We start from the raw sequence: 21,435 nt of genomic DNA, 5'->3' as shown, positions 1-21,435 counted from the left end.
GCTTCTCATGCAGATTCACGGATGCTCAGCCCTGGTTACCGGCGCGGCCTCGGGCCTCGGATTCGCCACCGCCTCCATGCTCACACAGGCGGGCGCGCGCGTCGTGCTCGTCGATCTGCCCTCCTCGAAGGGGGCGGATGCCGCGGCGCGGCTCGGCGAGAACGCGCACTTCGTCGCCGCCGACGTCACAAACGAGCCAGAGGTTCAGGCTGCTGTCGACGCGGCTGTTGCGCGCGGCCCGTTTCGCATCACCGTCAACTGCGCCGGGGTCGGCACCCCGGGCAAGGTGCTCGGACGCGACGGCGTGCTGCCGCTTGCCGAGTTCGAACGCGTCGTGCGCATCAACCTGATCGGCACCTTCAACGTGTTGCGGCTTGCCGCGGCGGCCATCGTCGCGGCGGAGCCGCTCGGCGGCGAAGAAGACGAGCGCACGCCGGAGCGTGGCGTGGTGGTGAACACGGCATCCGTTGCAGCGTTCGACGGCCAGATCGGGCAGCCCGCCTATGCCGCCTCCAAGGGAGCGGTCGCCGCGATGACCCTGCCCATCGCGCGCGAGCTGGCACGGAGCCTCGTTCGTGTCATGACCATCGCCCCGGGCATCTTCGACACGCCCATGATGGCATCGCTGCCCGAGGAGGCGCGAGCCTCGCTGGGCGCCCAGGTGCCGCATCCGTCTCGCCTGGGCAGGCCGGAGGAGTACGCGGCGCTCGTGAGGCACATCGTCGAGAACCCGATGCTCAACGGCGAGACGATCCGCCTCGACGGCGCCATTCGCATGGGGCCCAAATAGCGCCTTCGCTACTCGACCACCGGAACGTCACTCGGCGGCGTGTTCCTCCAGGAACTCGTAGACCTCGGAGTCGTCGACGCCGGGGAAGGTGCCCGACGGGAGCGGGGAGAGGATGTGCGCGTGCAGCCGCGCGCTAGGCCATGCCTTCGCCGACCAGCGCTCCGCGAGCGATGACACCGGCCGGCGGCAGCATGACTCGTCGGGGCAGGTCGACACCGCGCGCGTCGTCGTCTCCCGCCCGCGAAACCACTTGGCCTGGGCGAAGGGAACGCCGACCGTGATGGAGAACTCGCCGTCGGCCATGGTGCCGGTCTGCGTCGCGCACCAGTATGTGCCTGCCGGGGTATCGGTGTACTGATACAGCTCGGTCGTGCGATTCGTGTGCGTGAAGGCGCTGCGGGCCAGCCAGTGTCGACACACGTACTGTCCCTCGATGGCACCCGTCACATCCGTCGGCAGCGTGAGTCCGTCGTTCTCGTAGCCCTTGTGCAGCGCTCCGTCGCCGCCGACGCGCAGAAAGTGCAGCGGCATGTCGAGGTGTGAGGTCGCCAGGTTCGTCAGGCGCAGCGCCGCCGACTCGTGCGTGGTGCCGAAGGCGTCGCGAAAGTCCTCAACGGCCAGGTCGCGATCGCGTTTGGCGCCCTGGAGAAAGGTGACGGCAGCATTGCGCGGCATCAGGCACGACGCGGCAAAGTAGTTGATCTCCAGTCGCTGCTGGAGAAATTCGGCGTAGCTGGCCGGCCGCTCGTGGCCGAGCAGTCGGTGCGCCATCGCCTGCAGCGCCATGGAACGCAGCCCATGACCGCCGGGAATGGACGCGGGCGGGAGGTAGATGCGCCTGTTCTCCAGGTCGGTCACCGAGCGTGCCGAGTGCGGCAGATCGCTCACGTAGATCAGCTTGAAGCCGAGCTGCTCGGCCATCACGCTCACCTCGCGGTGTGTCAGCGCGCCCACCTCGTGTCCGGCCGCCTTCACGCGTTCCTCGGCGAGCTCTTCGATGTCGGGCCGGTAGTTGTCGAGGGTGCGCATGTGCTCGCGCAGCTCGGTGTTGGCGCGGCGAGCCTCCTCGGGGGTGGCAATGGCCTCGGATGCGCGTCGCGCGAGTTCCCGGTGCAAACCCACCAGCACTTCCAGCGTCGCCGTTGGCGTTGCCCGCGTGGGCTTCACCTCGGGCAGTCCGAGGCTGCGGTAAAGGCTGCCCCGCTGCGTGCGCGCCAGCTCGATCTCGATGGCCGCGCGCGAGTTCGGCGGCTCGGCGCTCAGCAGCTCGGCGAGTTGCACACCCAGCGCATCCGCGATGCGTTGCAGCATCGAGAGACGCGGTTCCCGTTTTCCGTTCTCGATGAGCGAGAGCAGGCTCGCTGCGGCATCCACGGTCTCACCCAACTGATCGAGGGTGAGGCCGCTGCGCGTTCGGAAGTGCCGGATGCGATGGCCCAGGGTGGTCAGATCGCCGCTTGCTGAGGTCATGCGTTTCACAATACCGAAAGAATCGCATTTTTTGACAAGACTTCACCCGTGAAACTCGTCCGTTGGAGGTAAACACTGGAACTACCGAAAGAAATTACGCAAGGGAACGAGGCATCGGGATGACTATCATGCAGTCGACGCGCAGCGGAGCCACCGGGGGAGACGAGTCCGAACGCACCACGAGTAGCGCTCGGCTGCTGGCCTGGGTGGACCAGGTCGCCGCGCTCACCCAGCCCGATTCCATCGTCTGGTGCGACGGCTCGCTCGCCGAACACGACGGCCTCACCCGCCAGCTCGTGGCCGAGGGCAAGCTCATCCGCCTCAACCCGGAATGGCGCCCCAACAGCTTTCTTGCCCGCACCGATCCGCGCGACGTCGCCCGGGTCGAGGATCGCACCTTCATCTGCAGCACCGATCCGGATGACGCGGGCCCCACGAACAACTGGAGTGAGCCCGCGGCCATGCGTGCCGAACTCGACCGGGTATTCGAAGGCTCGATGCGCGGTCGCACGATGTACGTCGTGCCCTTCTCCATGGGGCCGCTCGGCGGCTCCATCTCCCAGCTCGGCGTGCAGCTCACCGACTCCGCCTATGTCGTCGTGAGCATGCAGGCCATGACCCGCATGGGCCGCGCCGCACTCGAACTCATCGAGGCGGGAGCCGAATGGGTGCCCGCCGTGCACAGCGTGGGCATGCCGCTCCTCGAGCACGACGGCGCCCGCACCGACGACGTGGTGTGGCCGTGCAACGACACGAAGTACATCGTGCACTTTCCCGAGACGCGCGAGATCTTCTCCTACGGATCGGGCTACGGCGGCAACTCGCTGCTGGCCAAGAAGGCCTTCGCGCTGCGCATCGCCAGCGTGATGGCACGCGATGAGGGTTGGCTCGCCGAGCACATGCTGCTCATTCGCATCACCTCACCCGAGGGCAATGCCTACCATGTGGCTGCGGCATTCCCGTCGGCATGCGGCAAGACCAACCTGGCCATGATGCGCCCGACGCTTCCCGGATGGCACGTGGAGACCATCGGAGACGACATCGCCTGGCTGCGCCCCGGCCCCGACGGCCGACTCTGGGCGATCAATCCCGAGAACGGCTTCTTCGGAGTGGCCCCCGGCACCGGAATCACGACGAATCCGACGGCGGTCGAGACGTTGTGGGGCAACACGATCTTCACCAACGTCGCCCTGCGCGACGACGGCGACGTGTGGTGGGAAGGGCTGACGGACACCCCGCCGGCGCATCTGATCGACTGGCGCGGCGAAGACTGGACGCCGGAATCGGGGCGCCCGGCGGCGCATCCGAACTCGCGGTTCACCGTGGCCGCCGCACAGTGCCCGCAGATCGCCGACGACTGGGACGCCCCCGAGGGCGTGCCGCTCGACGCCATCGTCTTCGGCGGCCGTCGGGCCACGAATGTGCCGCTCGTGACGCAGGCCGCGTCATGGGCGCAGGGTGTGTTCATGGGGGCGACCATCGCGTCGGAGCAGACCGCGGCGGCCGAGGGTCCGGTCGGCGAACTGCGCCGCGACCCCTTCGCAATGCTGCCGTTCTGCGGCTACAACATGGCCGACTACTGGAGCCACTGGCTGAAGATGGGAGAGAAGCTCGGCGCCAACGCGCCGGCGATGTTCCGCGTCAACTGGTTCCGCAAGGACGAAGACGGAAGCTACCTGTGGCCCGGCTTCGGCGAGAACTCGCGGGTGCTCGCCTGGATGGTGGCACGGCTTGAGGGCACGGCGGATGCGATGTCGACGCCGGTCGGGCAGGTTCCGGTTGACGGCGCACTCGAGACCGACGGGCTGGAGATGTCCGAGCACCAGCTCGACGCGCTCTTCGCGGTCGATCCCGAGTCATGGCTGGCCGAGTGCGACCTCACGGAAGAGTACTTCGAGCAGTTCGGCGCCCGCGTGCCCGCGGCGCTCCACGCCGAACTCGCAAGCCTGCGTTACCACCTCACCCACTGACGCTCACCCATACGCTGGTTGAGGAGCGAGGAACGAGCGTCTCGAAACCTGCCCGCGCGGCACTGGTTTCGAGACAAGGCCTCGTTCCTCGGCCTTTCCTCAACCAGCGGAAGAGTTACACCAGCAGCTGGTGCTTCGCGAGGTCGCGGTAGAGCGGGGTGGAGACGACCAGTTCGGAGTGCGTACCGACGCCCACCACCCCGCCGTGGTCGACCACGACGATCTGGTCGCTGTCGACCACCGTCGACAGCCGGTGCGCTATCACAATCATGGTGCGGTTCTCTGCGACGGCGTCGATGGCCTCGCGCATGAGCTGCTCGTTGCGCCCGTCGAGACTCGAGGTCGATTCGTCCAGCAGCAGAATGGGCGGCGCTGCCAGTAGGGCCCGCGCGATGGCGAGCCGCTGACGCTCGCCGCCGGAGAGCATGATGCCGTCTTCGCCGACCGGTGCAGCCAGCCCAAGCGGGTTGCGCTCGAGCACCTCGGTGAGGTTCACCGCGTGCAGCACGTCGATGCACTGCGTGTCGGTGGCATCCGGTGCGGCCAGCTTCAGGTTGTCGCGCAGCGAACCGGCGAGCACGGGCGCATCCTGCTCGACGTAGCCGATCTGCGCGCGTAACGCGTGGCGTTCCATCGCGCGAATGTCGATGCCGCCCAACCGCACAATGCCGGCTGTCGGGTCGTAGAAGCGCTCGATGAGCGCGAGAATCGTGCTCTTACCCGCACCGGATGGCCCCACCAACGCCGTGCGCTTGCCGCGCGGCGCGGAGAACGAGATGCCGTGGAGGACGCCGGAGTTTCGGAGGTTTCCCTCGCTCGCAAGCTCGCTCGGCGCTGGGGTCGCAGGATCGCTGGCGCGATCCTCTGAGCTCCACCGCGCTACTCGGCCAACGGAGGTGTCCGGGTATGCGAACCGCACGTTCTCGAAGGTCACGGCGGCGGCATCCGGATTCGCCGAGGCGTTCGCCGCACCCACCGTCGTGGCCAGCGGAGCGATGTCGCGGTCGAACTGGCCCTCGGCCGGCAGCGCGATGATCTCTTCGATGCGCCCGAGCGCGCCGAGCGCGGCGTTCACCGAGGTGACGGCGCCGAACGCCTGGCCGAGCGGCATGATCATGAGAAACAGGAACAGGATGAACGCCACGAGGCTCGCCACGGTGATGGCCCCGCTCGCCACGCGAAACCCGCCGACGCCGAGCACGACCAGGAACGACACCTGCATGGCGATGCCGGCGATGGGCACGACGAGGGCCGAGATCTTGGCGACGGAGATGCCCATCCTCCAGGCGTGCTGCGCATCTTCTTCGACGGCGGCAATCTCGCGATCTGTCGCATTCGATGCCCGAATCGTGCGAATCGAGCTGATCGCGCGCTCCACGGATGCCGCCAGGTCACCCACGCGTTCCTGTGCCTTGCGGCTCGCCACGCGGATGCGCCCGGACAGCAGCGTGACGGCCACGACCGACACGGCAATCACGAGCACCGTCAGAGCCAACAGCACCGGGTCGATGATGAGCATGGCGATGAGCGCGCCGATGAAGGTGAGAGTTCCACCGATTGCCTCGACGAGTCCCTGGGTGAGCACCGCGCGCAGCAGCGTCGTGTCGCTGCCGACGCGGGAGACGAGGTCGCCGGTGCGGCGCGTGTCGTATTCGCTGATCGGCAGGCGCAGCATCCGCTGAACGAGGCGGCGCCGCGAGGAAAGCACAACGCCCTCACCGGTGCGCTGCAGCAGATAGTGCTGGTAGCCCGTGATGAGGCCGGATACCACGACGAGTGCCACGAGAGCCCAGACCAGGCCGCCGAGCGGCTGCGATTTTTGCACGACGGAGATCACCTGGCTCACCAGCAGCGGCTGGGCGAGGCTGGCGAGGGCGCCGAGCACGCTGAGCACCACCACGAGGCTCATGACGGGTTTGTGCTCGAAGATGTACGGCAGCAGTTGGCTGAACTTCGCGCGCGGGCCGTCGTCTTTGGCCGGGCGACCGAAGCGGCTTCGGGGGGCGGTGCTGGTAGTGCTCATTGTTCTATTCTCGCCTTGTTCGTGCTGTGCAAATGCCGCAGAGAAGTGGGCAGTACGGGGCGAGGCTAGGCTGAGGGCATGGATACCCTGTTCAGCATTTTGCACGTGGCCGCCGCTGTCTTCATCGTTGGGCCGCTGGCGATTCTGCCGCACTCGGCACCGGCGCTGCTGCGCTCGGGCAACGGCGCATCGGTCGTGAAGCTGGCGAAGACCGTCAACCTGTTCAGCTGGCTGTCGCTGCTCGTGATCATCTTCGGGTTCGGCGTCATGGGCATGAGCGACCCCAAGTATCACGTGTCGTTCACCGACACCTGGATCTGGCTGTCGGTCGTGCTCTACGTCATTGCCCTGGTGCTCATTCGAGTACTTGTCACGCCGGGCATGACTCGTGCCGGCCGGGCGGTCGAAGCGGATGCTTCCGCGAAGTTCAGCGTCGGCGCCATCTCCGGGGGTGCCGGCATCGCGACACTGCTGCTCATCGCGGTCGTCGTGCTTATGGTCTGGAAGCCGTAGCCGCCACAACCCTTACTGTCGTAGCGACTGCAGCACGCGCGCGGTGGCGAGCGCCGCGTGCGCTGCCTCGGCACCCTTGTCTTCTTTGGAGCCGGGCAGCCCGGCGCGGTCCAGACCCTGCTGCTCGTCGTCAAGGGTGAGCACGCCGAAGCCGACCGGCTTGCCCGTGTCGAGCGCGACACGCGTGAGCCCGTCCGTGGCTGCGGCCGAGACATATTCGAAGTGGGGCGTGCCCCCGCGAATGATCACGCCAAGCGCGACCACGGCATCCGCCCCGCTCTCAAGCGCGACCTTGCTCGCCACAGGCAGCTCGAAGCTGCCCGGCACGCGCACGAGCGAGTAGTCGGCGCCCGAGGCCGCCAGCGTGCGCTCGGCGCCCGCGATCAGCCCGTTCGAGATCTGCTCGTGCCACGTGCCAGCGATGATCACGACCCTCAGTCCTTTTCCGTCGACGAACTCCGGGCTCTGGGGTGCTCCCGCTCCGCTCATGCGCTTTCCTCTTCTTCGATCAGGGCGGCGGAACCGGGCAGGCTGTGCCCCATCCTCTCCCGCTTGGTGTCCAGATATGCCGCGTTGTACGGGCCCGCGCCCACCACGAGCGGCACGCGCTCCGTCACGCGAATGCCGTGCTGCTCGAGCTGGCGTTCCTTCTCAGGGTTGTTGGTGAGCAACCGAATGGATGTCACCCCCAGGTCCTCGAGAATCGCCGAGGCCGCCCCGTAGTCGCGGGCGTCGACGGGCAGGCCGAGGGCCAGATTGGCGTCGAGGGTGTCGAGCCCCTCTTCCTGCAGCTTGTACGCACGCAGCTTGTTGATGAGCCCGATGCCGCGCCCCTCGTGACCGCGCAGATAGACGACGACGCCGCCGTCGCGCTGGATGGTGTCGAGGGCGGCATCCAGCTGCGGCCCGCACTCGCACTTGAGGGAGCCGAACGCCTCGCCCGTGAGGCACTCCGAGTGCACGCGCACGAGGGCGCCGGTCGCGCCGGGGGCGCCGGCGATGACGGCGACATGGTCTGCGCCCGTCATGCGGTCGCGGTAGGCGCGCATTGTGAAGGGCCCGTGTGAGGTGGGCACGACGGTCTCGACCTCGAAGATCACCCGGGATGTCTCGGCGACGGGGGCAACCGCAGCCAGCGGTGCGTCGGAATGAAATTGCTGCAGGTAGGCGATGAGTGCCTCGATGGTGGTGACGAGCACGCCCTCGCGTTCGCCGAGTTCGATCAGTCCGGGCAACCGCATCATCTCGCCGTCGTCGGCGACGATCTCGGAGATCGCCCCGACGGGGGTGAGGCCGGCGAGCTTCAGCAGGTCCACGGCGGCCTCCGTGTGGCCATCGCGTTCGCGAACGCCGCCGTCAACGGCCCGCAGCGGCATGATGTGGCCGGGTCGGTGCACGCTCGACGGCACAGAGTCGGGGTTTGCCAGCACGCGCAGGGTATGAGCACGGTCGGCGGCGCTGATGCCGGTGCTCAGCCGGTCTGCTGCGTCCACGCTCACCGTGTAGTTGGTGCCGCGATCATCTTCGTTGTTGGCCACCATCACGGGCAGTTCGAGCCTGTCGGCGATCTCGTTCGTCATGGGCGCGCAGATGAAGCCCGAGGAGTGTTTCACCGTCCACGCGATCCACTCCTGTGAGGCGAGTTCCGCGGCGATGATGACGTCGCCCTCGTTCTCGCGACTCTCGTTGTCGGCGACGATGATGGGGCGCCCCTCGCGCAGGGCGGCGAGGGCATCCGGGATGCTGGCGAGACTCATGACTTACTCCTTGCGGATTCTGTTGCTGCGTTCGGTGCGAGTGTGTGGGCGGCTGTCTGCGCCGCGGTCTGGCCCGGTTCGGATCGGATGCCGAGTGACAGCATCCGCTCGACATGACGGGCCAGGATGTCGGTCTCGATGTTCACGAGATCTCCCACCTCCCGGGCGCCGAGCGTGGTGGCGACGAGGGTTTCGGGAATCAGCGACACCTCGAACCAGCCGTCGTGAAGCCCGCCGCCCACCTCGCTGACCGTCAGCGAGACGCCGTCGACGGCTATCGACCCCTTGCGGGCGACGAGAGGAGCGAGTTCGGCCGAGAGCGCGAAGCGCAGCACTCGCCAGGCGCTGCCTTCTGTCACGGCAGTCAGCCGCGCGGTGCCGTCGATGTGCCCCTGCACGATGTGGCCGCCGAGGCGGTCGCCCACCTGCGCGGCACGCTCCAGGTTGACGAGTCGGCCGCTCTGCACGCCGTCGAGGGTGCTCATGGCCAGCGTCTGCGCCATCACGTCGGCCGTGAACGAATCGCTCGTCTGCTCGACGATGGTGAGGCAGACCCCGCTGACCGAGATCGAGTCGCCGTGAGAGGCGTCGGCTACGACGAGCGGCCCGCGCACCGTGATGCGCGCCGCGTCTTCGCCCCGCTCGACGGCGGTGATCTCGCCGATCTGCTCGATGATTCCTGTGAACATCAGTACTTTCCCCTGTTCGGATGCGTGTGGTCGGCCTCGTCGTTCAGCGGCCGGGCCACGAGAAGAATGTCGTTGCCCAGCGCCTCGACGGCCGTGAATTCGAGCCTGCGCTGCTCGCCGATGGTGCCGACGCCGATGTCGCCGACCGCGGGGCGCGGCCCGCCCAGAAGGGTCGGAGCGAGGTACACGAGGTACTCGTCGACGAGTCCGGCGGCCACGAAGGCGCTCGCCAGAGTAGGCCCGCCCTCGACGTACGCGCGGCGCACCCCGAGCCGGGAGAGCTGGTCGAGCACGGCGGGCAAGTCGTGGGTCGCGGCGATGAAGGGGGCATGCGGATGCCGGTACACGGCAGCATCCTGCGGTATCGACCGGGTTCCTATCACGACGGGGATCGGCTGGCGCGGCATCAGCTCGCCCGCGTCACCACGAGCGGTCAGGCTGGGGTCGTCGGCGAGCACCGTGCCGGTGCCCACGATGATGGCGTCGGATGCCTCACGCTGCTCATGCACGCGCTGGCGTGCCGCGGCTCCGGTGATCCACTGGCTGGTGCCGTCGGCTGCCGTGACCCGCCCGTCGAGACTGCTGGCCCACTTGAGCGTCACGAAGGGACGGCCGAGCCTGGCCGCAACGAGCCAGTCGCCGAGGAATGCGCTCACCTCATCGACGAGCACGCCGGCGCTCACCACGATGCCGGCGGCACGCAGTCGCTCGGCGCCGCCGCCCGAGACCGGCCCGGGGTCATCGACCCCGTACACGACGTGCGCAACGCCGGCCTCGATGAGTGCCTCGGCGCACGGGGGAGTGCGGCCCGTGTGATTGCACGGCTCAAGGGTGACCACGACGGTCGCGCCGCGGGCGGCACCGACCGGGAGCTGGGAGAGGGCGTCGACCTCGGCATGGGACGTACCTGCCCCGCGATGCCAGCCTTCCGCGACAATCGTGCCTGTGGCATCCAGAATCACGCACCCGACCCGCGGGTTCACCCCGGTGGCCGGCCCGTTCGCGGCGAGCTCGAGCGCACGGCGCATCAACGCCTCGTGCGCTGCTGCCTGTGCCATCCGGTTGTTCCGTCTCTCTCAAGACGTACCCGGGGCTCTGACGGCTGGCGCCGACTCGGATGACGGCGACGTGAGCCGCCGAATCCGCGTGCTGCCTCCCATCCGGACTGAGGGCGGATGCGCCACTGGCGCTTCTACCCATTACCGTCGGTACCGGAATTCCACCGGTTCAGCAGAACACGCACCCGTCAAGGCGCATGCACCGCTCGCGGACTATCACCGCCGGTTCGGACTTTCACCGACCCCGGAGCACGTTACGTGTCTTCAGTGTATGGCAAGTGTCCGAACCGGCGGAATATTCCCGCGAACGGTGTGACGAGTCGTTACGCGTCTATTCCTCGTCTGCGGTGCTGGCGGGCCGAGCGGCGGGCGCGCGGTATTCGCCGGCGGGGATCTCCGTCGCACTCTCACGAGTGCGTCCGACCGGCTCCATGTCGGCCCCGCGTGAATGCAGGATGTCGCCGATGAACAGGTCGTACAGGATGACGCCGATGATGCCACCGATGAGAGGCCCGATGATCGGCACCCAGAAGTACCAACTGAATGAGCCGTCGATGGTGCCGGGTAATGCGGTCTGGCCCCAGCCTGCCATCCACGCGAAGAGGCGCGGGCCGAAGTCACGGGCGGGGTTGATGGCGTATCCGGCGTTCGCACCGAACGACAGGCCTATCGCTGCCACCGCGAAGCCGATCACCAGGGGCCCCAGGTTGGCCTTCACCGCGGTATTGCGCAGGTCGATCACTGCCACGATGATCATGACCAGGAACATCGTTCCGACAATCTGGTCGATCAGCGGGCCGAGATTGTTTCCGTGGTAATACGGGGCGGGGAATGTGGCGAAGATGGAATACGTCGCGAGCCCGCCCGCGGCATCCCGTGTCGTCTTAGAGGCCTTGTTGAAAGCGTCGATCGCATCGTGGTAGACGAGGTAGACGAGCGCGGCGCCCGCGAAAGCGCCAACGACCTGGGCGGCCCAGTACGGAAGCACCTTGCGCCAGGCGAATCTGCGCCGCACAGCGAGGGCCAGAGTGACAGCGGGGTTGAGATGAGCGCCGCTCACGCCGCCGGCAATGTACACGCCGAAGGCGACGGCGAAGGCCCAGCCCCAGGCGATGAGCAGCCAGTCGCCGACGCCCTGGAAGAAGATGGTGGGCCCGGCGGTGCGACCCGATCCGGGGAGGGCGGCGACCGCCATGGCTACGACGCCATCGCCGAAGGCGATCAGAACGAAGGTGCCGAGAAACTCGGCCAGTACCTCGCCCCAGGTTCCTCCGAGGCGCTTGAGTGGGCTTCCGTTACGCAGTGCATTTCGAAGCGGTGTGATGTCGCTCACGGTGAATCTCCTTCGATCCGGTGTTTGACGCATCCTGTTGATGTTTGTGTGTGCGTCCCTCTCGTGAGCGGCAGTGGTGCTGCAGCCACGTGAGGGAGCTCCGGGCTACTCGTTTGAGTCGGTGTAGTGGCCGGCGTGACCGTTGCGGTCGTGCGCGTGAGGATCATCCTCGGTGTTGGTGTAGCCGCCCTCAAGATCGGACTGCTCACGGGGGTCGTCGTCTTCAGCGGTGTAGCGGCCGTGAACGGCGTGCGGTGACGGTGACTGGCCGTCTACCTCGGTATATCTGCCCTCGAGATCGTCGCTTGGGGCACTCTCGCCACCCGGGCGGCGACCGGAGTCGCTGTCGTTTCCTGCTGTCATAATCGCTCCCTCCATCGCTCCGCCGGCGATTCGCATCGCGGGCTTGCGGAGTGGGGCCGTGTACTGCGGCCGACGATTGTGATGCTACTCCCGGGCGTGTCTCCGGCGCTACGGTTTTGCCGCTTCATCGTCCATGAGCGCGCGGGCCGTGCCCTCGTCGAGAATCAGGTCGGTGATGAGCCGCGCCGCGAGGGCGCCGCGCAGGCTCGGCACCTTGGAGACACCGGCCACCACGCAGATGCGCCGCGCGGTGCGCCGCAGCTGATCCAGATCGGGGCCGCTGGCCCTCGCGTTGAGGGGCACATCCTGGTAGCTGCCATCCGCCCGATAGAAGACGGTGGCGACGTCGCCAACCACTCCGGCGGTGCCCAGCGAATCGTAGTCTTCGGGGTCGAGGTAGCCGCCGATGTATACGTGGCTCGGCACATCTGCAAAGGGCGAACCGAGCCCGAAGAGCGCGATGTCCATGCGGCTCTGGATGTCGAGAACCCGTTTCGTGCTGCGCTCGCGCCACAGCGCTTCCTTGGTCTTCGGGTCGTCGAAGAAGGCGGGCACGGGAAACTGCTGGCCGGTGGCCGCATACGCGTCACCGAAGCGACGCAGGAGTTCGCTCGCGTAGACGATTCCCGTGGTGTGGTTGTTGCCGGCGCCATTGAGCTGCACGAATTCGACATCGTGCAGCTGCTTGGGAACGAGGTGTCGGCTGATGGCGGTGAGCGTCGACCCCCAGGCCAGCCCGATGACCATGTTCGAGTCGAAGAAGCCGTCGAGAATTCGTGCAGCGGACAGGCAGACGCGTTCCAGTCGATCGATGTCGCTCGTGTGGTCGGGAATGGGAACGATGTTCACGGCGACGCCGAATCTCTCCTCGATGTCGCGTTGCAGCCGGGAGGTGCGATCCAGCGGTGAGCGAATCTGGATGTCGACCAGCCCGGTCGTGCGGGCAAAGCTCAGGAGCCGGGAGACCGAGGAACGCGAGGTGTGCATCTCGTGAGCTATCGCATCCATCGTCAGGTCTTGCAGATAGTACAAATGTGCGGCTGTCAGCGCGTCCCGAACCTTTTCGGGGTGCGTGGCCTCCTCTGTCTGCGGCATCAAATCCTCCTTGCACGTATGTGCATACTACTTGACCGATATTCTCTCAGCTTCCCACAATGAGGAAGGGCGCACACACGCGTGCGCCGCCGACGGTGCGCGAAGACGAAAGACGCGAGGCGAGATCAACGTGACGAAGCAGTCGAAGCAGGCAGTGGCATCGGCCAGGGAGGTTCGGGCCGAGGTGCGGGCCATACAGCAGAAGCCCCGCGCCCAGGTGGTGATCATCGGGGGCGGCATCAACGGACTCGGCACGTTCCGAGACCTGGCGCTGCAGGGCGTCGACGTGGTCCTGGTTGAGCGGGGCGACTATGCCTCCGGGGCGTCATCGGCGTCATCGCACATGATCCACGGGGGCATCCGGTACCTGGAGAACGGCGAATTCCGCCTCGTGCGCGAGTCGGTCGCCGAACGCAACGGGCTGCTGACGACCGCGCCGCACTACGTGAAGCCGTTGCGCACGACGATCCCGATCTTCTCCACCTTCTCGGGCATTCTGGCCGCACCCCTGCGCTTTCTCACCCACAAGCAGGGCAGGATCGTCGAGCGTGGCGCCTTTCTCATCAAGTTGGGGCTCTCGCTCTACGACTCGTTCTCACGCGACGGCGGCACCGTTCCACGGCACGTGTTCCACGGTCGTGCGCGATCCAGGCAGGAGCTGCCGTTGCTGAATCGGGATGCCAAATACACTGCAACCTATTTCGACGCCTCCGTACACGAGCCGGAGCGCCTCGCCCTCGATGTGCTGCTCGACGGCCTGGCCGCAGGTGCCACCGGTGCGGGCACGAGTGCGGCTACGGGTGGCGACGCCGGTGGCAGCGCGCGTGCCGCCAACTATGTCGAGGCCATCGGCGTGACCGACGGGGGAGTGCGCGTGCGCGACCTGGTCGGCGGCGGCGAGTTCACCATCACGGCAGACGTCGTCATCAACGCCTCGGGGCCCTGGACCGACCTGACGAATGCGGCGCTCGCAAGCGAGACCGCCTACATGGGGGGCACCAAGGGCTCTCATATCGTTCTCGATAACCCGCAGCTGCTTGCCGCCTGCGCAGGGCGCGAGATGTTCTTCGAGAATGGCGACGGTCGCATCGTGCTCATCTACCCGCTGAGGGGGCGCGTCATGGTCGGCACGACCGATCTCGATGCCAACATTCATGAGCCGGCGGTGTGCACCGATGAGGAGATCGACTACTTCATCGATCTCGTCGCGCACGTTTTCCCGACTGTGACGATCGATCGTTCGCAGATCGTGTTCCGGTTCTCGGGCATCCGCCCGCTGCCGAAGCACGACGACACCCAACCCGGATTCGTCTCGCGCGACTATCGCATCGTGCCGACCAAGCCGGCCGGTCTCGGTGGAGGAACCGTGCTCAGCCTCGTGGGCGGAAAGTGGACAACCTTCCGCGCGGTCGCCGAGCACCTCTCGGGCGAGGCGATGGAACTGCTGGGGCGGCGTCGTACCGTGTCGACGCGCGGCCTCGCCATCGGCGGCGGCCGAAACTATCCCATGACGGATGCTGCGCGTGCGAGCTGGATCGCCGCGTACGGTGGTTCCGTGGGGCGTGAGCGCGCCGATCAACTGCTCGCGCGTTATGGAACGCGGGCACGCGCCGTGATCGATTTTCTCGAGGAGTACGACGATGAGCCCCTCGCCAGCACGAACGAATTCAGCACGGGCGAGCTCGTGTTCATCGCGGAGAACGAGTTCGTGGTGCACGTCGCGGATGTGCTGCTGAGGCGCACGAGCGTCGCTTTCGACGGCAACGTGACCGCGGCGGTCGTGGAAGAGGTGAGCCGAGTTTTGGCCTCCCCCCTCGGCTGGAGCGAGCAAACGAGGCAGGATGAGGTCATACAGGCGCGCGCGGTGCTCGCGCAGTCGCACGGCATCCTGTTCGAATCGGTCGAGGAGAGGAGCGTCAAACACGGCGGATAATGCACGAACGTGCACGCCGACTCTCTTGTCGGCATCGCATGATTGCCGATAGTTTTCTTCACGATTACGCAAATCAATGCAACGATCCGGTCGCTCTCACGGGCATCCGAAGACGCAATATTGGAAGGTCAATGTGGACAATCTCGGTGTGGTATTTCTCTCGGAGGTAGTGGGAACAGCAATGCTGGTTCTGCTCGGAACCGGAGTCGTGGCCAACGTCGCCCTTGCCAAGAACAAGGGCTTCAATGGCGGATTCCTGATGGTGAACATCGGCTGGGGCCTCGCGGTCTTCTGCGGTGTGATCGTCGCGTATAACTCGGGTGCACATCTGAACCCGGCCGTGACGCTCGGTCTCGTTGCCAGTGGTGCAAAGGAGTTCGGCTCCGGCGTTCCCGTCAACTTCATCTCGATCGTCGTGTACATCGCGGCCGAGCTGATCGGGGCCATCATCGGCGCGGTCTTCTGCTGGCTGGCGTACAAGCAGCACTTCGATGAGGAGCCTGACCCGGCCAACAAGCTGGGCGTCTTCTCGACCGGGCCGGCGATCCGCAGCTACGCGTGGAACTTCATCACCGAGGTCATCGGTACCTTTGTTCTCGTTTTCGTGGTGATCGGGTTCGGCGGCGGACGTCAGGGAGACGGGGGTCTCGCGGCGCTCGGTGCGCTTCCTGTTGCCCTGCTCGTTATCGTTATCGGCACATCACTCGGTGGTCCGACGGGGTACGCCATCAACCCCGCTCGTGACCTCGGGCCACGCATCGCTCACGCTTTCCTGCCCATCAAGGGCAAGGGCTCAAGCGACTGGGCATATTCATGGGTTCCCGTGGCCGGACCCATCGTGGGCGGGGTTCTCGCGGGATGGGCATCGCTTATTCTGCTCCCCGTCATCAAAGTCGCCACCGGCGCGTAGCCGGGACGTTCAGGCAGTAAAGAAACAACGGAGTTCGAAACGAAATGAATGATTACGTCATCGCCATCGATCAGGGTACGACCTCGAGCCGTGCCATCATTTTCGACAAGTCGGGATCCATCGTCTCCAGCGGTCAGCTTGAGCACGAGCAGATCTTCCCGAAGGCCGGCTGGGTCGAACACAACCCGAAGGAGATCTGGAACAACACCCGTGAGGTGATAGGCCAGGCGCTCTCCAAGGCCAACCTGACCCGTCACGACATCGCCGCGATAGGCATCACGAACCAGCGCGAGACTGCCGTGGTCTGGGACAAGAACACGGGCGAGCCGGTGTACAACGCCATCGTCTGGCAGGACACTCGCACGCAGAGCATCGTCGACAAGCTCGCGGCTGACGGCGGTGTCGAGCGATTCAAGTCGATCGTCGGCCTGCCGCTGGCCACCTATTTCGCCGGAACCAAGATCATGTGGATCCTCGAGAATGTGGAGGGTGCACGCGAGAAGGCGGATGCCGGAGACCTGCTCTTCGGCACCACAGACACCTGGGTGCTGTGGAACCTGACCGGCGGGGTCAATGGCGGCGTGCACGCCACCGACGTCACCAACGCCAGCCGCACGCTGTTCATGGACCTGGAGACGCTGTCGTGGCGTGAGGACATTCTCGAGGTCTTCGGTGTTCCCGCCTCAATGCTGCCCGAGATTCGCAGTTCGTCCGAGGTCTACGGCGTCGCCGAAGACAACAGCCTGCTGCGCGAGGTGCCGATCGCCGGCATCCTCGGCGACCAGCAGGCCGCCACCTTCGGCCAGGCGGCGTTCGACCAGGGGGAGGCGAAGAACACCTACGGCACAGGTAACTTCCTCATCTTCAACACGGGCGAGGAGATCATCCACTCGAAGAACGGTCTGCTGACCACGCTCGGCTACAAGCTGGGCGACGCCAAGCCGCACTATGCGCTGGAAGGCTCGATCGCCGTCACGGGTTCACTCGTGCAGTGGTTGCGTGACAACCTGGGGCTCATCAAGTCGGCCGAGGAGATCGAGGCGCTCGCGGCATCCGTCGACGACAACGGCGGGGCGTACTTCGTCCCGGCGTTCTCGGGACTGTTCGCGCCGTACTGGCGCTCGGATGCCCGCGGTGCGCTGGTGGGTCTCACCCGCTACGTGAACAAGGGCCACATCGCCCGCGCCGTGCTCGAGGCGACGGCATTCCAGACCCGCGAGGTGCTGGATGCCGTCAACGCCGACTCGGGCGTGCCGCTCACGGAGCTGAAGGTGGACGGCGGCATGATCGCCAACAACCTGCTCATGCAGTTCCAGGCGGACATCCTCGGCGTGCCGGTGGTTCGCCCGGTGGTCGCGGAGACCACGGCGCTCGGTGCCGCTTACGCTGCCGGCCTCGCGGTCGGCTTCTGGAGCGACCTCGACGACCTGCGCAAGAACTGGCAGGAAGACAGCCGCTGGACGCCGTCGATGGACGACGCCGAGAGTGAGCGCCTGCTGCGCAACTGGAAGAAGGCCGTCACGAAGACCTTCGACTGGGTCGACGACGACGTGCAGTAACTCAACGCATCCGCACAGGGCGGGGAGACCGGGCGCATGCCGGGCCACCCCGCCCTCTTCGTCTCGCCGCTGTCCCACTGCCGAGCATCCCGTCCACAACGACGGAGATCTCGGCACCGGGCAATTGTCCGACCTCGAACCCGTCCGGTGCGCATAACTCATGCAGAACGGCGGGTGTTCACGCTCGATCCCCGCCACACCCCGCCGCACCGGGGATCGCTGTACCGGCGCACACGTTCTGCATGAGTTATGCACACGAGATGGTCGGCTCGGGCCCTGCGCACATGGCGGGCACGCCTGCTCCTGCACATTCATGCCCGACTCGGCACTGTCCACAATTGGCGTCGTTCGGTGATCCCCGCCGCTCGGATAGAGCAGCGTGAGCATGTGCATCCATGGCGTGAGTTGTTTGAAGCGAACGGGCAGATCGTGATGTCGCGCGCGGACCTGCTGGCGTGCGGGGCTACTGCCCGCGAGCTCACGGCCGCCGTGCGATACGGCTATCTCGTCCGTTCGCGTCGAGATCACTACTGCCTGGCCGACGTGAGTCAGGACGTTGTTCAGGCGGTACGCGTGGGTGGGCGGCTCGGCTGCATCGCGGCGCTCAAGAGTTACGGGGTCTTCGTCTATGACGCATCGTGTATACACGTGCATCTCGATCGCGCGGCCACCCGGCTGAGATCGCCGCAGGCTGGGTTGCATCGGCTGACGCTGCAGAATCGCTCAGGCGCGCAACTGCACTGGTGGCCACTGGGCGACACGACGGCCGGCGATGAATATCGAGTTGGCCTGATCGATGCTCTGGCTCAGTCAATAAGGTGCCAGCATCCGTGGCACGCCATCGCTTCGATTGACAACGCGCTGTTTCAGGGGTTGATCGGTGAAGCGGATGTCGCCGAGATCTTTGGTCGTGTTCCCCAGCGATATCTGCCCCTTCAGGAGTCTGTGGACGGGCGAGCCGAGGCGGGTCAGGAGACGGTGCTGCGAATGATCGCTCGTGAGGCCGGGCTGGAATGCGAGTTGCAGCTGTGGTTCGCTACCGTTGGCAGGGTTGACATAGTTGTCGAGGGTTGCGCCATCCTTGAAGCCGACAGCCGCGCCCATCACAATGGCTGGGAGGCCCACGTGCGCGATCGCGGGCGTGACCTTGAATTTGCAAAGCTAGGCTATCCCTCCCTGCGGCCCGCGTACCAGCACACGATGCACCATGCGGACCTGGTGCGTGACGCAATGCTGGGTCTCGTTGGTCGGCTGGAGCCCATTCGCACCTGAGACGGGCGACGGGGCCGTGGCGGGGTAGGCCATCACCGCGCGCTCAGCCGCGCAAGCGCGTCGCCCCATGGGCCCCATTTCGTGCGCATAACTCATGCAGAATGGCCGGCGCTCAGGCTAAACCCCCGTAACACCCCCGTAACGACGGGGATCGGCTTGACGGCGCACAAATTCTGCATGAGTTGTGCGCATAGGGCGCGAGTGCAGGGTGCGCCAGCGCGGGTCAGGCCGGGGTGGCGGTCTGCGGCGGCCAGTCGGCGGCCGGGTTGCGGGTGTCGGTGGAAAGGAGTGCCGCCGACCAGACGTCGAGACGGGTGCCGCGCTGCACGGCGCCCAGGCGCTGCGTGCCCTCGAAGCGGAACCCCGCACGACGAGCGACGGATGCCGAGGCGGTGTTGCCGACGAACCCCCGCCATTCGACCCGCTGCAGGCCGAGACCGTCGACCGAGAAGGAGTGGTCACAGACGAGACGAACCGCCTCGGTCATGAGGCCGAGACCCCGATGCTGCTCCGAGAGCCAGAAGCCGATCTCCGCGCACCCGCCGGCAATGCGGTCAAGCCCGATCATGCCCACCAGGGTGCGAGGCTCTCCCACCCGGATGGCCCAGGTGCGAGTTGTGCCCGCCTCCCAGCCGGCCGGCACGAACGCGGAGACGAAGCCGAGAGCATCCGCCCGGCTGTACGGGCTCGGCACGGTCGTCCAGCGCTGCACCGAATGCTGTTGGCAGCAGGACGTGATGGCATCGACGTCCGCGTCGTCGATCGTCGGCGCACTGAGCAGCACCCGTTCGCCCTCGAGAGAAACGGTCGCGACCACAGCGTGCCTCAGCGGCCCCGCGGCAGGAAGCCGATGCGGTCGTAGACCTTGGCGAGGGTGACCTCGGCGACCTCGCTGGCGTGGTCGGCGTTGCGCGCCAGGATGCGGTCGAGCTCGGCCGGGTCGTCGAGCAACTCGAGCACCCGCTCGCGGATCGGGCCGAACGTGCCGGTGACGACCTCGGCGAGATCTTTCTTGAAGTCGCCGTAGCCCTTACCCGCGTAGTCGTTCTCGAGCGAGTCGATCGAGCGCTCGGCGAGTACCGAGAAGATCGTGAGCAGATTGGAGACGCCCGGCTTGTTCTCCCGGTCGTACGCGACCCGGCCGTCGGCATCCGTCACCGCGCGGATGACCTTTTTAGCCGTTACCGCTGGTTCGTCGAGCACCCACAGCACGCCGGCGTGCGACTCGGCCGACTTCGACATCTTGGACGTGGGGTTCTGCAGGTCGTAGATGCGCGCGGTCTCTGTGAGGATGATCGCCTCGGGCACCACGAATGTCTCACCGAAGCGTGTGTTGAACCGGGCGGCGAGGTCGCGGGTGAGCTCGACATGCTGGCGCTGGTCGTCGCCGACCGGCACCACATCGGTGTCGTAGAGCAGAATGTCGGCGGCCATGAGCATCGGGTACGCGAACAGGCCTACCGTGGTGCCCTCGGCGCCGAAGCGCTGCGACTTGTCTTTGAACTGCGTCATGCGGCTGGCCTCGCCGAAGCCCGTGATGGTGTTCATCACCCAGGCCAGCTGCGCGTGCGCGGGCACGTGCGACTGCACATACAGCGTCGACTGCGAGGGGTCGATGCCCGCGGCAATGTACTGCGCGGCGGTGCGGCGCGTCTGTGCTCGCAGGGCCGCCGGGTCCTGCTCGGCGGTGATGGCATGCATGTCCACGACCGAGAAGAAGGCGTCGTGGTCTTTCTGCAGGTGTTTCCACTGCAGCAGCGCGCCGATGTAGTTGCCCGCCTGAAGAGATTCGGCGGAGGGCTGCATGCCTGAATACAGGCGCGGTCGCTCGGGGTTGTTCATGGGGTGAGTCCTTTAGATGGAGTATTCGACAACGACGGGAGCGTGGTCCGACCATCGCTCTGCGTACGATGCCGCCCGATCGATGGCATAGCTCGTGACCTTCTGTGCCAGCGCGGGAGTGGCCATGTGGTAGTCGAGGCGCCATCCGGTGTCATTGTCGAAGGCCTGGCCGCGCTGCGACCACCAGGTGTACGGCCCCTCTACCTCGCCGGCCCACTTGCGGCCGATATCGATCCAGCCCATCCCTGCTCCGGCGTTGTACTGGGGGTCGTCTTCTGCACCGAAGAAGCGGTCGAAGTATGCGCGTTCCTCGGGCAGGAATCCGGCTCGTTTCACGTTGCCGCGCCAGTTCTTGATGTCGAGCTTGCGGTGCCCCACATTAAGGTCGCCCACGATGAGCGTGAGTGGGTTGTGCTCGACAAGCTCGGGCAGGCGCTTCACCATGGCATCGAGAAACTTGTACTTCTCCACCTGTTTCGGGGTGTCGGCCTCGCCCGAGTTCACATAGGTGCTGACCACCGTGATGACGGTGCCGTCGACCTCGAAGTCGGCCTCGAGCCAGCGCCCCGCGCTGTCGAAGTCGTCGTCTCCGAGCGTGACGCGATGAATGGATGCCGCGTTGCGGCTCGCGAGCGCGACCCCGGCGCGACCCTTGGCCGTCGCCGCGTCATGCAGGATGCTCCACTCCGGTCCGAGCAGGCGCTCCACGTCTTCCGTGGCCGCGCGCACCTCCTGAATGGCGAGGATGTCGACGTCGCGGTTGTCGAGCCAATCGGCCATGCCGTTACGGTAGGCGGCGCGAATGCCATTGGTGTTGACGGTGGCGACGCGGAGCGGTTTCGACGAAGGCATGCGACC

The 21,435-nt window shown here is 66.4% G+C and carries 19 protein-coding genes and 1 riboswitch; of the genes, 7 read left to right on the top strand and 12 right to left on the bottom strand.

Annotated elements, in window-relative coordinates; genetic code table 11:
- The first annotated feature begins 7 nt into the window (after positions 1-7).
- Complete coding sequence (locus tag ASC63_RS00980; RefSeq protein ID WP_055808876.1) at positions 8-790, top strand: SDR family NAD(P)-dependent oxidoreductase; 783 nt, start codon at positions 8-10, stop codon at positions 788-790.
- A 27-nt stretch (positions 791-817) separates the two neighbouring features.
- Here the strand turns inward: ASC63_RS00980 and ASC63_RS00975 are convergent, their stop codons facing one another.
- Positions 818-2,260 (bottom strand): helix-turn-helix transcriptional regulator, encoded by a 1,443-nt coding sequence (locus ASC63_RS00975; protein ID WP_055808875.1) that lies wholly within the window; start codon positions 2,258-2,260, stop codon positions 818-820.
- Positions 2,261-2,388: 128 nt separating this feature from the next.
- Between ASC63_RS00975 and ASC63_RS00970 the strand changes: the two genes are divergently transcribed.
- Positions 2,389-4,230, top strand: coding sequence for a phosphoenolpyruvate carboxykinase (GTP) (locus ASC63_RS00970; protein WP_235492260.1), 1,842 nt, complete (start codon positions 2,389-2,391; stop codon positions 4,228-4,230).
- Between the two features lie 115 nt (positions 4,231-4,345).
- Here ASC63_RS00970 and ASC63_RS00965 read toward each other — a convergent pair whose 3' ends face one another.
- Complete coding sequence (locus ASC63_RS00965; protein ID WP_055808873.1) at positions 4,346-6,253, bottom strand: ABC transporter ATP-binding protein; 1,908 nt, start codon at positions 6,251-6,253, stop codon at positions 4,346-4,348.
- Positions 6,254-6,331: 78 nt separating this feature from the next.
- Here ASC63_RS00965 and ASC63_RS00960 point away from each other — a divergent pair, with 78 nt between their 5' ends.
- Positions 6,332-6,766, top strand: a complete 435-nt coding sequence (locus tag ASC63_RS00960) for a DUF2269 family protein (protein WP_055808871.1) — start codon at positions 6,332-6,334, stop codon at positions 6,764-6,766.
- Between the two features lie 12 nt (positions 6,767-6,778).
- Here the strand turns inward: ASC63_RS00960 and ribH are convergent, their stop codons facing one another.
- The 7 genes from ribH to ASC63_RS00925 form a co-directional block, all read right to left on the bottom strand.
- The gene (gene ribH / locus ASC63_RS00955; RefSeq protein ID WP_055808869.1) at positions 6,779-7,255 is read right to left on the bottom strand and encodes a 6,7-dimethyl-8-ribityllumazine synthase; all 477 of its coding nucleotides are present in this window, start codon (positions 7,253-7,255) and stop codon (positions 6,779-6,781) included.
- Positions 7,252-8,523 (bottom strand): bifunctional 3,4-dihydroxy-2-butanone-4-phosphate synthase/GTP cyclohydrolase II, encoded by a 1,272-nt coding sequence (locus ASC63_RS00950; protein WP_055808868.1) that lies wholly within the window; start codon positions 8,521-8,523, stop codon positions 7,252-7,254. The genes ribH and ASC63_RS00950 overlap by 4 nt, the downstream gene beginning before the upstream one ends.
- On the bottom strand, positions 8,520-9,212 hold the full coding sequence (locus ASC63_RS00945) for a riboflavin synthase (protein WP_055808866.1): 693 nt from the start codon (positions 9,210-9,212) through the stop codon (positions 8,520-8,522). Before ASC63_RS00945 ends, ASC63_RS00950 begins: the two co-directional genes overlap by 4 nt.
- Positions 9,212-10,270 (bottom strand): bifunctional diaminohydroxyphosphoribosylaminopyrimidine deaminase/5-amino-6-(5-phosphoribosylamino)uracil reductase RibD, encoded by a 1,059-nt coding sequence (ribD, locus tag ASC63_RS00940; RefSeq protein ID WP_055808864.1) that lies wholly within the window; start codon positions 10,268-10,270, stop codon positions 9,212-9,214. The genes ASC63_RS00945 and ribD overlap by 1 nt, the downstream gene beginning before the upstream one ends.
- A gap of 85 nt (positions 10,271-10,355) precedes the next feature.
- Positions 10,356-10,526, bottom strand: a riboswitch (FMN riboswitch).
- Positions 10,527-10,601: 75 nt separating this feature from the next.
- Positions 10,602-11,603 (bottom strand): MIP/aquaporin family protein, encoded by a 1,002-nt coding sequence (locus tag ASC63_RS00935; RefSeq protein WP_235491692.1) that lies wholly within the window; start codon positions 11,601-11,603, stop codon positions 10,602-10,604.
- Between the two features lie 105 nt (positions 11,604-11,708).
- The gene (locus ASC63_RS00930; RefSeq protein WP_157487532.1) at positions 11,709-11,966 is read right to left on the bottom strand and encodes a hypothetical protein; all 258 of its coding nucleotides are present in this window, start codon (positions 11,964-11,966) and stop codon (positions 11,709-11,711) included.
- Positions 11,967-12,074: 108 nt separating this feature from the next.
- A complete protein-coding gene (locus ASC63_RS00925) occupies positions 12,075-13,061 on the bottom strand; it encodes a sugar-binding transcriptional regulator (RefSeq protein ID WP_055808860.1) in 987 nt (328 codons plus the stop codon).
- Positions 13,062-13,215: 154 nt separating this feature from the next.
- Here ASC63_RS00925 and ASC63_RS00920 point away from each other — a divergent pair, with 154 nt between their 5' ends.
- The 4 genes from ASC63_RS00920 (at position 13,216) to ASC63_RS00905 (ending at position 18,735) form a co-directional block, all read left to right on the top strand.
- A complete protein-coding gene (locus ASC63_RS00920; RefSeq protein ID WP_055814560.1) occupies positions 13,216-14,994 on the top strand; it encodes a glycerol-3-phosphate dehydrogenase/oxidase in 1,779 nt (592 codons plus the stop codon).
- A gap of 181 nt (positions 14,995-15,175) precedes the next feature.
- Positions 15,176-15,904 carry an MIP/aquaporin family protein gene (locus ASC63_RS00915; RefSeq protein WP_055814557.1) on the top strand — a complete coding sequence of 243 codons (729 nt, stop codon included), beginning with the start codon at positions 15,176-15,178 and terminating at the stop codon, positions 15,902-15,904.
- Between the two features lie 44 nt (positions 15,905-15,948).
- Positions 15,949-17,463, top strand: coding sequence for a glycerol kinase GlpK (gene glpK, locus ASC63_RS00910; RefSeq protein ID WP_055808859.1), 1,515 nt, complete (start codon positions 15,949-15,951; stop codon positions 17,461-17,463).
- A 351-nt stretch (positions 17,464-17,814) separates the two neighbouring features.
- Complete coding sequence (locus tag ASC63_RS00905; protein ID WP_157487531.1) at positions 17,815-18,735, top strand: hypothetical protein; 921 nt, start codon at positions 17,815-17,817, stop codon at positions 18,733-18,735.
- Positions 18,736-18,958: 223 nt separating this feature from the next.
- Here the strand turns inward: ASC63_RS00905 and ASC63_RS00900 are convergent, their stop codons facing one another.
- The 3 genes from ASC63_RS00900 to ASC63_RS00890 are packed head-to-tail and all read right to left on the bottom strand — an operon-like array spanning position 18,959 to position 21,429.
- Positions 18,959-19,552, bottom strand: a complete 594-nt coding sequence (locus ASC63_RS00900) for a GNAT family N-acetyltransferase (RefSeq protein WP_157487530.1) — start codon at positions 19,550-19,552, stop codon at positions 18,959-18,961.
- A gap of 8 nt (positions 19,553-19,560) precedes the next feature.
- Positions 19,561-20,577, bottom strand: a complete 1,017-nt coding sequence (trpS, locus tag ASC63_RS00895; RefSeq protein ID WP_082486970.1) for a tryptophan--tRNA ligase — start codon at positions 20,575-20,577, stop codon at positions 19,561-19,563.
- A gap of 12 nt (positions 20,578-20,589) precedes the next feature.
- A complete protein-coding gene (locus tag ASC63_RS00890; protein ID WP_055808853.1) occupies positions 20,590-21,429 on the bottom strand; it encodes an exodeoxyribonuclease III in 840 nt (279 codons plus the stop codon).
- Positions 21,430-21,435: the final 6 nt, after the last annotated feature.

Origin of the sequence: Leifsonia sp. Root112D2, assembly GCF_001424905.1 — a bacterium.
Taxonomy (GTDB): domain Bacteria; phylum Actinomycetota; class Actinomycetes; order Actinomycetales; family Microbacteriaceae; genus Root112D2.
Note: the sequence above shows the minus strand (reverse complement) of the source record. Positions and strands in the feature narration are given on the sequence as shown.